This window comes from Methylobacterium thuringiense (assembly GCF_022179645.1).
Lineage (GTDB): Bacteria > Pseudomonadota > Alphaproteobacteria > Rhizobiales > Beijerinckiaceae > Methylobacterium > Methylobacterium thuringiense.
This window is the reverse complement of sequence record NZ_BPRA01000017.1, coordinates 1-14,435: the sequence shown is the minus strand read 5'-3', so window position 1 is coordinate 14,435 and position 14,435 is coordinate 1. Positions and strand designations below refer to the sequence as shown.

The following is a 14,435-nucleotide window of genomic DNA, read 5'->3' as shown; positions in this document are numbered from 1 at the left end:
TGCGCGCCCGTAGCTCAGCTGGATAGAGCACCAGACTACGAATCTGGGGGTCAGAGGTTCGAATCCTTTCGGGCGCGCCATTCTTTCCGTTATTCTTTTCTCGTCGAAAAACGGCAGCTTAAGTGCCAACTGGCTACTGAGCCGCTTGGTGCGGCATCGACGGCCCGTCGATCGCATCGGGCTGCGGCAGCGGAATCCGACCAGCCCGACGTCATCGATCGAAGCTCTCGGCGACAGGCCGAGGGAAGCGGCAGCCTGATCGCCCCGGCGCCGGCAGGCGATCCTGGCGGCACCGCCGCAGCTACCCCACGCTTAGGCGATACGACCCACGCGGGGCGGGCAGAAGCGCGATGTCCGTTGGCGGGGACGCCACCAACCAAATCGCAGCGTCCGCCGCGTGGCCTTGGCCGGTTCGACAGCCCGCCAGATCGGCAAAATCGAGTTCAAAAGCGGTAGCCGATCCCCGCTCCGACGATGAGCATGTTCAAGTCGGCCTTCACCTGGACCCCCGCAACCTCGTACGAGACAGGCGGCACGAAGACGTACTTGACCATCGCGTTTCCGAACCAGTTGCCGGTCAGGTGATAATCGAAGCCGGCCTGGATCAGCGGACTCGCCTGCGACTTCACCGTGAAGGCCGGGATTCCCTTCGCCGGATAGACCGCGATGGGTGTCGTCGCGCTGGCGCCGACGCCGAGGTAGGGATTGAACCGGGCATTCGGCAGGAAATGATACCGCACCACGCCAGCGACGGCCGCGTTCCAGATCGATCCGATCGCGATGTCGCCGGCCAGCGAGTTCCGGATCACCGGGCGGGTGCGGATCGCCCCTGCCTGTCCTGAGACGGCGAGATGATCCGTCAGGAAGTAGGACACGTCGAGGTCGGGCAGAACGGCGGTGGGCGTGTCGACCCGGCCGCCGATGAGCTCGATGCGGGAGGTCCGTTCCGTCGGGATCATCCCGATGATCCGGCCGTGCACGAGCCAGTCCCCCGCCTTCAGGCCGTCCGCCGCCGAGAACGATTCCGCTGTCGCCGGACCGGACGGTTCCGCCGCGCACGATGCTGCGGATCCCAGCGAGCCCGCGACGAGCCCGACGACGAGTGCGATGCGAGACGGGTCGATCTTCGACATGAGGCTGCTTTCAGAGGTTCGTTCCGCGCAGGCGTGCCGGCGTTCCCGAAACGCGAAGCGGCCGCCCGGGCGGCTCGGCCGTTCCAGAAGCGCTACCTCTCGTGCGCCCCTCACCAAAACCTATGGCGGGAATATTACGAAAATCTCAATTTCACTAACGGTGCTTTGTTCGAGTTTATCGCTGTGGGGCTAGGGAATTATTAGAAATTCGGGCGCATCTCTGCTCATGGATAGAAAGAGCTTTCATCAAGACATTCCGTATCGTTAACAAACGATTGCCTTGAAGGTCTGGCTTCGGCGCAGGGCGACAGACATCGGGTTTGCAAGGTATCTGTCGGTGGTGGCAGCTTAAGAGATCCGTGCGTTATGTTGCTTGACCTCGCCACGCTCCATTTTGCCAGCGGTGCAAGTCGATGCGCCTACGTGATCGTGTTCCTCGTGATGGCCCTGAGCCAGCGTGGGCAGACCTATCTGTGGCATTGGATGGGGGCGATGGGCGCGTCCATGGCCGGATCGTTCATCATGATGGGCGTTCCGCCGGAGACCCTGCCGTCCGTTCCGGTCACGATTGTGGTCTACTGGCTCTACAGTGCGAGCCTTGTCCTATCCTGGACGGGCTTCCGGAGTTTCTTCGGACGGCCGGTCGATATCGGGCTCGGCGTATTCCTCTGTGCCCTGCCGGGCTTGCTGTATCCGGCCATGCTCTTGGCTGGCCCTCGCTGCCGTGTTCGCCTGCTGCCTCATCGTGGCGGTCCTGGCGTTTTACGAGACCGTCCGCAGGACGGCCGGAACCGCACGGCTCTGGTCCCAGTACATCGAGGCCGTGGCCTTCGGGTTCTACGCGCTGGTCTTCGTGCTCTCGATCGGCATGCTCCTCGGCACCGACAGACCGATCGCCTCGGCGGAGAGCGCACGCGCCTCTCTCATCCTCGATCAGGTCGCCGGAGTCTTCGTCTATTTCGGCTACGTCGCCATGGCCGCGGAGCGGGCCAACCGCAACCTCGTCCGGATCGCCGAGACGGACCCGCTCACGGGCCTCTACAATCGCCGCGGCCTGCAGGAGGCGTTGCGCCACCGCTACGTGCCCAGCGGAGACATGCCGGCCGGCCTCCTCATCGCCGATATCGATCATTTCAAGTCCATCAACGATCGCCATGGTCACGAGAGCGGCGACCTCGTCCTGATCGCGTTCGCGAACCGGATGCGAGGTGTCTTGAGGGCTTCGGATATCATCACCCGCTGGGGCGGGGAGGAATTCCTGGTCGTGCTGCCGGGGGTTACTCGGCAGGAGCTTGCCGTCATTGCCGAGTCGCTGAGGGCAAGCGTCGCCGAGCAGCCGTTTCCGCTCCGGGCCGGCTCGCTCGCGGTGACGGTCAGCATCGGTATCGCCACGGTCAACCTGGGCGACGGCGACTTCGAGCAGGCCACGCAACGGGCCGACGCCGCGCTCTATGGTGCCAAGACCGGCGGCCGCAACAGGGTCTGCTTCGGGCCGGCCCGCGCCTCGTCACAAGGTGCCCAGGCGCGTCGCGGCGAGGAAATCCTTGCCGATCTTCACGCGGCTTGGCAGGTTGGTGAAAACGCCTCGGCAGCCTGAGGTATAATCTAGAAACTGAGCTTTAAACTGTTTTGGAGGCCCGTATAAAGGAAAATCTGCCGTCGAATTCTGTATTTGGATTTTTTAAAAGCAGAATGTGTCGTCTAAGATCGTCGTGGAGTCATTTATTTGTAAATTAGTTTTATATATAGAGTGTGTATTTTGCGCAAATAGTTGTCGTGATCTATCGCTAAGTTTCTAAAATATTGCAATTTGTCATAAAAATATGCGGAAGCTAAATCGGGATATATCAAATCAAGACTTGCAAGCTATCTATTCGAAAATTACTTTGCTCAAACGAATGACGCGTCGTCTTGGGTGGGTAGAGTTCGCCCGCACGAGCACGTCTGAGAACCTCGTCCCGTGTCGGATGAATCTCTGCGCGCCATGATGCCAACTCCACCGCCTCATAGGCGAAGACGCGGACCGGAACCCGGCGGAGGCCGAGCTGGATCGCGGCGGCGTGACGGTGGTGCCCATCGAGAATGGCGAGCGTCGTCCGTTCGAGGCAGATCGGCTGGGTCCAGGCCTGCCGCGCGACGATCATGGCGATGACCTCGCGGACGCGGCCCAGGCTGATCTCCTCCGTCGGTCGCAGGTCGAGAGGGGAGATCAGGCGAATCTCGTCCGTGTTCATGCCGCCCGCTCCGGGACGATGGCGCCGTCGGTGAGGAACAGCCGCTCCGGGTGCGCGTGGCACAGGAAGTCGTGGTGCGAGATGTCCCAGCCGTAGGCGCCGGCCATCAGGAAGACGACGCGATCGCCGATCCGGGCGCGCGGGACCGTGACGTCGCGGGCGAGGATGTCCTTCGGCGTGCAAAGCTCGCCGGCCAGGGTGAGCGGTGCGTTCGTGATCTCGGGCCGCGGCCAATCGTGGTTCCAGGCTTCGTGCGGCTGGATCGTGAAAGGATGGTCGTGCGCCCAGGAGCTCGGTAGCCGGAAATGGTGCGTGCCGCCGCGCAGGAGCGCGAAGGCGCGGCCATGCGCGTGCTTGAGGTCGACGATCTCGCAGACATAGGCGCCATGGTAGGCCGCGACGATGCGGCCGCACTCGAACTGCACGCGGGTCCGGCCGTCGAGATGCGGCGCGAGCAGGCGTGCGAACCCGGCCGCATCGAAGCGCCAGTCCGGATCGGCATAGTCGACACCCCAGCCCCCGCCGAGATTGACCAGCTTCAGATCGAAGCCGTGCTCCTCCGCCCAGCGGCGGGCCAGCGCGAGTTCCGCGGCACAGAGCGCGGCGTGGCCGGCTGCGTCGCGGTTGTTCGAGACCGTATGGAAGTGAAAGCCCTCGAAACGCAGTGCCCGGCAATCGCGAAGGACCGTGATCGCGTCGGGGATCGCGGCTTCCTCGATGCCGAACTGCGTCGCCGCCCCGCCCATGGTCAGGGTCGCGCCCGGGACCGGACCGGCGAGGTTGACCCGCAGCAGCACCGGGAGAACAGCGCCGGTCGCATCGGCGACGGCGTTGGCGATCCGCATGGCCTGGATGCTCTCCAGGTGGAGCCGCTCGACGCCGTGCGCGAGAAGCGTGGTCACGTCGGATTCGGTGCGGGCCGGGCCGCCCATGATGATGCGCGCGCTCGTGCCCAGCGCGGCGCGGACCCGCCTGACCTCGCCGGCGGAGGCGACCTCGAAACCGCCGACATGGGGGGCGAGCGCCCTGAGCACGCGCGGGTCGTTGTTCGCCTTCACGGCGTAGAAGAAGTCGGCCCCGGGCGGCAGCGCCGACACGAGCGACCGGACCTGCCGCACCAGGGCGTCGAGATCGTAGAGGAATGCGCAGACCGGACGGTCGTCGTGCGTCAGCGCGGCGATCTGCTCGGCGGTGGGGCGAAACAGCGTCATGCTTGGGCTCCGGTGGCGGCGCGCCAGCCGCGGTCCGCCTGGGTCAGCGCCCGGCGCAACAGACCGCGGTCGTTGGCGGCGATGATTCCGAGGGTGCCCTCTTCGAGCATCCGCGGGACGTCGGCCTCCGTGCGCGCGAAGGCGACGTTGAGGATCCCGGCTTGCCGGCAGATCCGCGCGAGGGCGGTTCCCGCCGCGATCACGGCCGGTGCGCCGGTCTGCCAGGGCAGGCCGATCGCCTGCGAGTAGTCGGCGGCGCCGAAGAGCAGCCCGTCGAGGCCGTTGACACGGGCGATCCGCGCGGCGGCGTCGAGCCCCGCCGGCGTCTCGATCATCGCGATCACCAGGGTTTCGCGATCGAGCCGGGCGACGAGATCCGCAAGGTCGCAATCGCCGAAGCGGCCGAGGCGGCCGGCATTGAGTCCCCGTGCGCCGCGCGGCGCGTAGCGCGCGTTCCGTACCGCCGCCTCCGCCTGGTCCAAGGTGTCGACCCGCGGCACCACGATCCCGGCCGCGCCGGCATCGAGGCTCTGGAGGATGCGCTCGGAGGACGCGTTCGGCACACGCACGAGGGCGCTCAAACCGGCCCGGTCGGCCGCGGCGAGGAGCTGTTCGAGGGCGCCGCCGTCGATGAGGGTGTGCTCCAAATCGATCAGGACGAAGTCGAAGCCCGCCACCGCCGCGATCTCGACGATCTCGGGGGCGGGAATCGACACGAACAGGCCGCCGGTCGGCCGGCCGGCATCGAGGGCCGTCTTGAGGCGAAGGCGCGCCGTCACAGGCCGTCTCCCAAAGCGGCGAGGGGGTTGGCGACGGTGCGGCCGCGGGCACCGGCCGGGTCGAGACGGCGGCGGGCGAGATCCTCGATCACCACGGTCTCGGCGGCGAGCCGATAGCGCCGCACGCCTTCGCGCGCCTCCGGGAACGCCGCGCAATGGTCGCGCAGAACAGTCACGACCCGCTCCCAGAATCGCTGTTCGGCGTACCCGAACCAGAGTTCGAGGCACCAGCCGAGCTCGGCCAGGTTCACACCGAACAGGGCGTCGACCATGAAGTCGCGGACATCCTCGACCTCGCGCGCCTCGACGTAGGAGTTGGCGTTGACGCGGGCGTGCTCGGCCGGCGTCGGCACGAGCTTCGGCCGGCGGCAGGCCAGCAGCTTCGGCACGAACCGAACGCCGTCGTGAAAATCCTTGAGCGCCACCCGGGTCGGCCAGCCGTCGCGGTGGAACAGCACCATGTTCTGCTGGTGGCTCTCCAGCGCGACGCCCTTGGCGACGAGCAGATGGACCACCGGCAGCATCGCCACGGTGAGCAGCCGGTCGAGCCAGGGCTCGACGCCATGGCGCGCGATCCAGTCGGCGATGAACGGCGCGTCGCCGTCGCGATGGGTCAGAGCCGTGAACGGCACGGCCCTGTCGCCCTGGAGATGCGGGCCGATAGGGTCGCGCCAGATCACCGAGAGCGCACCGCGCAAGCTGCCTGCCCGATCCCAGGGCGGCGCGATCGTCACCGCCGCCCCCATGCGCTCGGCGAGGAGCACGGTGCCCGATCCGCTCAGATACGCGTCCTCGCGGACGATCTCCTGCAGCCACGCGCTCACGATCGGCGCGTTGAGCACCGTGTGCGGTGCGAGCGTGCGAGCCGTCGAGGTGTTGCGGATCGAGAGCGAGAGCTTCAGCGAGGGCGCGGCGGAGTCGGTCCGGTCGGCGAGGGTGCGGATCGATTGCTGCGCGCCGTAGACGTGCGGTCCCTCGCCGAGGACGACCAGCCGTCCTGCGTGCCGCTCCGCCGCACTCGCACCGTCGGCGAGGTGCTCCCACTGCCACGGATGGACCGGCAGCAGGACGAACGCGTCCGGCCGGCCGCCGCGTTCGGCGATGCGGGTGTCGAAGGCGGCCCGGGTCGCGGCGTCGAGGGTTTGCGACAGCAGGCCGTCGTCCTGGCTGCCGTCGGCGCCGATGGCGCTCGCGGCCGAGATCGAACGGTGGGCGGCGATCCAGACCGGGCGCAGCTCCGCACCGAATTCCGGGCCGTAGGCAGCGTTGTCGGCAGGCGAGAAGCCGATCCGCGACTTGAAGCAGGGGTGGTAGCGATGCCCGTCGGGCAACGCGCCCTCCAACTCGTCGTAGGCGAGGTTTCGGAGGGTCGTGCCGGCACCGTGTTCGAGGGCGCGGGCATGGTTGTCCTGGGTGCGCGCCAACTCTTCGGCGAAGCGCGCATGGTCCTCCGCCGTACCGGGCAGGTGCGGCAGGAGGTCGGCGAGGAAGACGGAGGCGTCGCCGACGGGGCCGCCCTCCGTGGTGAGGCTGCCGGTCTCGACGAGGACGCGGCCGTAGGCCCACATCCGGCGCGCGCGGGCGACGTAGGTTCGTTCGCCCTCCGCGACGGTGAGCACGACGCGAAGGCTTTCCTCTTCGCCCTGCATGGTCAGGATCGCGCCGGGCAACAATGCCTCGTGCAGCAATGCGCCGAGCAGCTGGACGGCGACGCGCTGGCCCGCCTCGTTCCAGGCGCGCAACGCTGCGTCCCCCGCGACGTGCAGGCGGGTGTTCTCCTTCGAGCTGCGCAACGGATTGGCGAGCCTGACATAGGCGGGCCGTTCGCCGCGCCCGGCGAGGCAACTCGCGAGGTTGGCTTTCGCGGGCAACGTCTCGGCGTCGAGGAGCCGTGAGACCAAGGCGACCGTCTCGGGGGCTTCGTCGGCCTCGGCGAGGGTCCGCGACAGGACCTGCCAGAGGCCGGCTTCGCCGGTTTCGGCCGCCCGTGCCACGACCGCGACGACGTGGGAGGCCTGGTTGACGATCAGGTAGTAGAGCAGCCGGTGCCACGCCTCGTCGGCCGCGTAGTATACCGCCGGATCGAGTTCGAGGCCGCCCGCCACCGCCGAGAAGCGATGCCCGTCGATGCTGACGCCTTCGAGGTCGCGCAGGACGAGACGTTCGGGCAGGCGGCCGTCCGGCCGCGCATCGAAGGCCAGCAGGCTGTTCTGCGCATGCGCCTCCAGGCTGATCCCGGTCGTCGCGAACAGGCGCAGAACCGGCAGCAGAACGGCATGTCCATAGGCGCGGATCCAGGCCGCGGCCTCGTCGGCCCCGGTCAGCGCGCAGCCGAGGGCCGCCAGGATCGGCCTGCCGTCGCGGGGCGAGGGCTCCAGCAGGCCGGCGACGACGAAGGCTTCGCGGGACGGCCCCTCGCGCAGGAGCACGCCCGTCACCGCATCGAGCTGCGGATGATCGAGGAACAGCGCGCCGCGCTCGCTCAGCACGTCGAGCCCCGCCTCGGCGACAGCCTCCGGCACTGCCGCGAAGGCGCGGGCGGCCGCAATGCTGCGCGCCAGATGCTCGCGGCTGTTGGTGCGGGCGAAGTTGGTGATGCGGGCCGCGATCGGCAGCTTGAGGAACAGGTTGCTCGCGGGCGCGAAGACCGTGCGCACGGACGAGGTCGGCCGCACCGTCTCGCCGCTCGGGCCGGTCAGCGCGAGCCGGCCCTCGGCGGCGAGCGCCGCGAAGGCCGGATCGGTCTCGAGCCGCGCGGCCTGCCAGGGGTGGCTCGGTAGGACGACGCGATCGCCGATCGTCTCCGGTGGCAGGCCGGACAGGGCAATCAGTGCCTCCCGGGTCGCGGCCTCGGCGCCCGGGTCGCGCCACAGCCCGATGACGAGATCGGGATCGGCCAGGATCCAGCGCAGCCGGAAGCCGACACCGCGCTCCGGGCCGTAGGCTTCCGTGTCGGCCTCCGAGAAGCCGTCGACGCTCTTTGCCAGCGGGTGGAACGGGTGGCCGTGCCACAAGCTCTGTTCGAGCCCGATCGGCGTGAGGTCGGGCGCCCGATGCGCGCAGGCCCGGATGTGATCGGCGGAGCGGTCGAGGCTGTCGAGCATGCGCCGCTTCACCGTCTCGCGGATCGGGCTCGGTTCGCCTGCGAGGGCATCGACCATGCGCCGGGCCAGGTCTCCGGGATCGTCGCACGGTACGGTTCGCCCGTCCTGCAGACGCAGCCGGAGAGGGCCACCCCATGCGTGGAAGCCGCCCGGCGAAGACCGCAGGCAGGGTACGGTCACGGTATCGGTGCCCAATGGAATCGCGCAGATCTCACCCTCCCGCGGCGCGACCCCGCCCGCGCACTCGCGCAGCCAGGTGTTGAGCAGGCGCTCGATCGCATGCGCTTTGTGGACGGCCGCGACCGGGTCGGGTCGGTCCGATGTGGCGAGGGCGCGTGTCATGCAGCGCGGCTCCGGTTCTTTCGATGGATGGGATGGTGGGCGACGACGAGCCAGACGGCGCCGGCGAGCGACAGCCCGGCCGCCGCCCAGATCGCTCCGGCCGGGCCGAACGGCACCAGGACGAGCCCGGCGACGAAGGGGCCGGCGAGCTGCCCGAGGGTGAGGCTCGCCCGGACGTGGGCGATTGCGGCGACGCGGTTCGGGCCGGCCGCTTCCGCCGCGGCGAACAGGGCCGGCGACTGTCCGGCGAACAGGGCGCCCTGCAGCAGCCGGAGTACCGCGATCCCGACGAGTCCGAGTCCGAGGGGGATCGCCGCGAAGGCCAGCGCGCAGCCGGCGAGCGACAGGGCCAGCGCCGTCAGCGGCGAGAGCGCGCCGATGCCGCGGGCCCAGAACGGCAGGACCAGCAGCGCCACGAGCCAGCTCGAGGAGTGCAGCAGGCCGATCAGCCCGGGCGTGAACATGGCCGGATCGGCTGCTGTCGCCCAGGTCGGGAAGAAGGCGACGAAGGCGAAGGCTCCTGCACTGCCGAGCAGGCCGGCGCCGAGGACCGGCCAGCCGGTGATCCTGCCGCCGGCGCTACCCTCCGGCGCGTCGAGGGAGATGCCACGGCACAGGGCCGCCGCCCCGAGGCTCGCCACCAGGACGAGGCCGCCGCAGGCGAGCATCAGCGTCGTGAAGCGGCCGTGTTCGAAGGCCAGGCCGCCGACGAGCGGCCCGATCAGGCAGCCGGCCGAGACGGCCTGCTGCATCCGGGTGTAGCCGCGCGCCGGGTCGAGGCCCACTTCCCGGAAGGCCAGGGCCAGCACGACGCCGCCGCCGGCTGCACCCTGCACGAGGCGGGCGAGCACCAGAGCGAGCGGATGGGTCGCGGAGGCAATCATCGCGCAGCTGAGGGCGCTGAGCAGTCCGGTCCAGAGGATCAGGCCGGGGAGCGAGACCCAGACGGCGAGCCGTGCCCAAGCCGGCGTGAGCGTGAGGGTCGTCACGGCCGGTGCCGCCAGCGCCATCGCCGTCCAGAAGGCCGGCGCATCGCTCATCCCGGCGACCTGCATCCCGAGGAACGGCAGCAGCGCCAGGGGCGCCGCCGTCACCAGCGTCTGGAGGGCGACGAGGGCGAGAAGATCGTACGGATGCACCGGGTCGGTGCGGACATCCGCTGTCAGGGGCTGCGAGATGGCGCTCATTGCAGTGCGCCGCGAAAGATCGGGTTCGGCGCGGAGCCGAGCCGGCTCGGCATCGAGGTGTTCGCCGTCTCGACGGTGAGGAGCGGCGTGAGCACCTGCTTGAACGGCGCCTCTTCGGTATCGAGCAGGATCCGCGTGATGAACGACCGCCGTGCGGCCGGCATGTCGGTCTCGGCGAGCACGCGCTCGCAGGTGGCGACGAGAATACGCCGCGCCGCGTGCAGGCCGAATCCCTGCCCGGCAGCAGCGAAGGCCTCGGCGACGGCGCGCAGGGCGACGTCGACGGCCAGCGTCTGGGCGTAGGCGAGGAGATCCTCGGGCCGGCGCAGCAGCAGCGAATTCCGCAACGGATCGGTGACGCGATACGGCGGAACGGTCAGGTCGCTTTCGGCGAGCCAGGCTGGCGCGGTGCGCACGGTGTCGTGGTCGCGCAGCACGATGCGGCGCGGCGCACCGTCGGAGCAAAGCAGCAGCGCGTTCTGGCCGTGCAACTCCGGTACGAAACCCAGGGCGACGCAGCGCAAGGCTGCGCCGAGGACGAGGTCGGCGATCCCGGCGAAAAGCTCATTCAGATCTGCATCGTCTCCGGCCACGGCGCGGACGGCCGGCGGCAGACCGCCGAGCGGCACGACGGCGAAGCTCGCGAGCGGCACCGGCACGCCGGCCTCGTCCGGAAGGCGGCGGATCTGGCATCCGAGCAGGGCGCCGCGTTCCGCGTAGATGTCGCCGTCGCCTTCCGAGAAATGCCAGAATGCCGTCTCGTCGGCGACGCGGACGTGGCGCGCGAGCCAGGGGTCGCGCGGCATGGCCGTCCCCACCAGCGCTTCGCCGTGCAGGCCGTTCTGCAGGGATTGCGGCGGCAGCAGGCGACGCACGCCGAGCGTCTGGACGTCGAGCGGCAGCTTGAGGTGAAGGCCGGGACGCGACGGCAGCGCCACCGTCCGCAGCGACGATGTCGCCGCGCAGAGCGGACCCTGGAAATCGAGAGGAACGAGGCAGCCGGAGCGCGCCTCGGCACCGAACGGCTCGGCGAGGGCGTGCGCGGCCTGCCAGGGATGCAACGGGATGGCGACGTGCGAGGCGGCGAGGCCGCGCTCGGCGAGTTCGGCGTCGAGCATCATGCGCTGGGGGGCATCGAGGAGGACGCATGCCGGCCCGCCGGGATCGGCCAGCGGCGACGCCGCGCAGTGCTCCCGCGACAGCGCACACCACGATAGCGGAAAGTAGCGGCCAGTTTCCGCGCCGTAGGCGACGCTCTCCTCCCGGCTCAGACCGTGCCGTGAGCGGCCGAGCGGGTGGAACGGGCGGTCGCGCCAGGCGGCGAGCCGCTCGAAAGCCAGCGGCAACCCGGCCCGCGCGTCGGTGTCCACATCCGCGGCCGTCGTGTCCCAGAGATCGGCCTCTCCGACGATGCCGTGCAGCCGCGCGATCGTACCCGCGGCGATGGCGGGAGAGAGGTCCGGTACGGCCGAGAGCACGCGGGTGAGCAGGCCCGACGCGTCGAGGGTGTCCTCGGCCGTGGCGCTTTCATAGCGGACAGGCCCGGCGAGGCGGACGCCGCGTCTCCAGCCGTCCGGTCGTACGGTCGCGCGCAGGTGGGCGGCGCCGAGGGCCAGAGCGTAGTCGCGGCTGCCGTCGGCGAAGCACGGCCCCAGGACCGCGCGACTGCGAAAGCCCGCCACGTCCTCGATCCAAAAGGCGTCGAAGAGCTCCGCAAGGAGTTCCGGCCCGATCGGACGCGTCATCGGTACGGTCACGGCGCGCCGCCCGTCAGTACAGCGGCAGAACGGTGCCGGCGCCCTTCGCCTCCGCGCGGCGCAGGATCGCGGCGGCGCAGGCGACATCGTCGATCGCCATGCCCATCGGGTTCAGCAGGATGACCTCGTCGTCGGTCTCGCGGCCGGGTTTTCTGCCGACGACGATCTCGCCGAGTTCCGCATGCAGGGTCTCGCGCGAGAACTGCCCCGACTCGACGAGCAGGTTGATGATCTTCTTCTCGCGGTTCGATTGGTCCCAATCGTCGACGACGACCTTGTCGGACTTCAGGAAAACCTCCCTCTCCACGTCCATGATCGAGACATTGGCCAAAAAAGTCCCCCGCGAGAGCCAGGAGAACGGCAGGTAGGGTGTGTCGGTCACGGTGCAGGTGATCACGACCGACGCGTCGCGCACGGCCGCCTCGGCGGTCTCGGCGATCGCGATGCGCAGCCGCGGGAACCGGTCGCGCAGTCGCACCGAGAGGTCCTCGGCCGCCTCCCGGCGCAGGTCGAACAGACGCAGGCTTTCGAGGCCTGGGAACTGTTCGGCCAGCATCCGCGCCTGCCGCTCGCCGATCGGGCCGCAGCCGACGATGGAGGCATCCGTGAAGCCGGCCTTCGCGAGGTGCCGGACGGCGATTCCCGTGACGGCGGCGGTGCGCATGGCGCTGATCAGGCCCGCTTCCATGATCGCGACGGGGAAGTTCGTCTCGGCATCGTTCAGCACCATCACGGCGCTCGCCCGCTCCATCCCGCGTGCGGACGGGTTGTCGTGCTTCGAGCCGATCCACTTCAGGCCGGAGATGGGGGCCTCGCCGCCGATCCAGGCCGGCATGGCGATGATGCGGTCGGCGATGTGGCGGCCGCGCGGGTTGCGCAGGTAGGGCTTCAGCGGCTGCACGAACTCGCCGGCCGCATGCAGGCGGAGGCCGTGCTCGATCGCCTCCATGTAGAGGTCGGAATGGTCGCCGCCGAGGGCGGCGATGTCGGAGCGCGACAGGTAGCGCAGAGTCGGAGCGGTCATGGCGTTCGCCTTCTGGTAACGAGGGGTCGATGGATCGGCGCATGGGACGGCGCTCCCCGTGCGAGCAGCGCCGCTCGGGGTTTCGCGTCGGATCTGGACCGCCGGTCAGGCCGCGGCGGGTCTCGCGGCGTCGGGGCGGCGCTTCGCGACGCGGTGATAGGAATCCGCGAATGAGCGCGTCAGCCGCCGCTCCGGCTCGGGCCAGCTCCGGTCGTGGACGGTGTCGAGGTAGCGCTCGCCACGATCCGGCAGCAGCGTGACGATGCGCGAGCCGCGTGGCAGTTGCGGGATCAGCTTGCCGATCGCGGCGACGACCGCGCCGGAAGAACCGCCGGCCAAGATGCCCTGGTTGTCGACGAGGCGGCGGCAGCCCAGCGCCGCTTCCCAGTCCGTCGCGTAGATCACGCCGTCGACCTCGGATTCCGAGAGCTGTTCGGGTACGCGGCTCGCCCCGATCCCGGGGATGTCGCGACGGCCGCCGGGCGCGCCGAAGATGACCGAGCCTTCCATGTCGACCGCGACGACCTCGATCCGCGGCCAGCGCTCGCGCAGGCGCCGCGCCAGACCCATCAGCGTGCCGCAGGTCGAGACCGCGGCGACGACGTGGCTCGGCTCGGCCGGCATCTCGCGCAGGATCTCGGTACCGATCCCGTCGTAATGTGCCCGCCAGTTATCGGGGTTGGCGTACTGGTTGAGCCAGACGGCGCCCGGAATCGTCCCGGCGAGGTGTTTCACGCGGCGCACGCGGGTGTGCAGGTAGCCGCCCTCCTCGTCCTTCTCCTCGACCCTATCGATCTGTCCGCCATACGCTTCGATCAGCCGGAGGTTGGCGGGGGCGATGTTTGGGTCGACGACGGCCGTGAAGCGCAGCCCACGCTGCCGGGCGATCATCGCCAGAGCGATGGCGAGGTTGCCCGACGAACTCTCGACGAGATGGCTGCCGGCGGTGATGCGGCCCGACCTGACCGCCTGCTCGACCATGTAATGAGCCGTGCGATCCTTCACGCTGCCGCCGACATTCAACATTTCGAGCTTGGCGAAGACCGGAACCGCATCGGGCGGAAAGGCCCGGTCGAGTCGAACCAGCGGCGTACTGCCGACCGTCGTTTCTGAGCTCGTCGTCATGGCTGCTTCCATTTTTGGAATGGCTCTGAAGTTGTCCGGCGCCATGCGGCCTCAATAGGCGGCAGCAGGAAAGATTTCCCGGCGCGTCAGCTTGGCAAAGACATAGCTGCTGACAAGCAAAAATCAAGAACCTGGATGAATGACCAAGATCACGTCTTGGAAAATACGATAGAACCATTCTATCGTATGGAAAAATTGTCAGATAAATCTTGATCTTGCTGGAGGGCGAAGAATGAAAAATACCCGCCACCGCGTCCTCGATCGAGGAGAAACAGCTTCGCTCAAGGACCAGAAATGACGCTCGCGGGAATGGTTGCGTTCTATACGAAAAATCAATGTTTGGAATTAGAACAGAACAACCTTGTGTCTCTTAGATCACGGATCGCGCAAACCGTCAGCCGTCACTGCCCCATAGCTTGCAGGCGTGTGAATGGACCCGGTAGATAGCATCACGGACTCGTGTACAGACGTTATAATACTGTATTATATGTAGTTCTATATTTGTTCGCGTCTGAGGCGGTGGATTGTTGTTTATGACG

General features: G+C 68.4%; 10 protein-coding genes and 1 tRNA gene. 2 read left to right on the top strand and 9 right to left on the bottom strand.

Going from position 1 to position 14,435, the window contains the following annotated elements; genetic code table 11:
• The first annotated feature begins 3 nt into the window (after positions 1–3).
• Positions 4–80, top strand: a tRNA-Arg gene (locus MFF07_RS17990).
• 363 nt (positions 81–443) lie between these two features.
• Here MFF07_RS17990 and MFF07_RS17985 read toward each other — a convergent pair.
• Positions 444–1,133, bottom strand: a complete 690-nt coding sequence (locus tag MFF07_RS17985) for an OmpW/AlkL family protein (protein WP_147818191.1) — start codon at positions 1,131–1,133, stop codon at positions 444–446.
• A gap of 724 nt (positions 1,134–1,857) precedes the next feature.
• Here MFF07_RS17985 and MFF07_RS17980 point away from each other — a divergent pair.
• Entirely contained in the window at positions 1,858–2,730 is an 873-nt protein-coding gene (locus MFF07_RS17980; RefSeq protein WP_238232534.1) for a GGDEF domain-containing protein, read from the top strand.
• A gap of 250 nt (positions 2,731–2,980) precedes the next feature.
• On the opposite strand, the gene MFF07_RS17975 is transcribed toward MFF07_RS17980, so the two are convergent.
• The 8 genes from MFF07_RS17975 to sbnA all read right to left on the bottom strand — a co-directional run bounded on the left by MFF07_RS17975 (position 2,981) and on the right by sbnA (position 13,896).
• Positions 2,981–3,367, bottom strand: coding sequence for a ParB N-terminal domain-containing protein (locus MFF07_RS17975; RefSeq protein WP_147818189.1), 387 nt, complete (start codon positions 3,365–3,367; stop codon positions 2,981–2,983).
• A complete protein-coding gene (locus MFF07_RS17970; RefSeq protein WP_147818188.1) occupies positions 3,364–4,578 on the bottom strand; it encodes a type III PLP-dependent enzyme in 1,215 nt (404 codons plus the stop codon). The genes MFF07_RS17975 and MFF07_RS17970 overlap by 4 nt, the downstream gene beginning before the upstream one ends.
• Complete coding sequence (locus MFF07_RS17965) at positions 4,575–5,357, bottom strand: HpcH/HpaI aldolase family protein (RefSeq protein ID WP_147818187.1); 783 nt, start codon at positions 5,355–5,357, stop codon at positions 4,575–4,577. The genes MFF07_RS17970 and MFF07_RS17965 overlap by 4 nt, the downstream gene beginning before the upstream one ends.
• On the bottom strand, positions 5,354–8,803 hold the full coding sequence (locus MFF07_RS17960) for an IucA/IucC family protein (RefSeq protein ID WP_238232533.1): 3,450 nt from the start codon (positions 8,801–8,803) through the stop codon (positions 5,354–5,356). Before MFF07_RS17960 ends, MFF07_RS17965 begins: the two co-directional genes overlap by 4 nt.
• Positions 8,800–9,990 carry an MFS transporter gene (locus MFF07_RS17955; protein ID WP_147818185.1) on the bottom strand — a complete coding sequence of 397 codons (1,191 nt, stop codon included), beginning with the start codon at positions 9,988–9,990 and terminating at the stop codon, positions 8,800–8,802. Before MFF07_RS17955 ends, MFF07_RS17960 begins: the two co-directional genes overlap by 4 nt.
• On the bottom strand, positions 9,987–11,735 hold the full coding sequence (locus MFF07_RS17950; RefSeq protein WP_238232532.1) for an IucA/IucC family protein: 1,749 nt from the start codon (positions 11,733–11,735) through the stop codon (positions 9,987–9,989). Before MFF07_RS17950 ends, MFF07_RS17955 begins: the two co-directional genes overlap by 4 nt.
• A gap of 25 nt (positions 11,736–11,760) precedes the next feature.
• The gene (sbnB, locus tag MFF07_RS17945; RefSeq protein WP_147818183.1) at positions 11,761–12,771 is read right to left on the bottom strand and encodes a 2,3-diaminopropionate biosynthesis protein SbnB; all 1,011 of its coding nucleotides are present in this window, start codon (positions 12,769–12,771) and stop codon (positions 11,761–11,763) included.
• 105 nt (positions 12,772–12,876) lie between these two features.
• Positions 12,877–13,896: a 2,3-diaminopropionate biosynthesis protein SbnA gene (gene sbnA, locus MFF07_RS17940; protein WP_238232531.1), complete on the bottom strand. Its 1,020-nt coding sequence runs from the start codon at positions 13,894–13,896 to the stop codon at positions 12,877–12,879.
• Between the last annotated feature and the right edge of the window lie 539 nt (positions 13,897–14,435).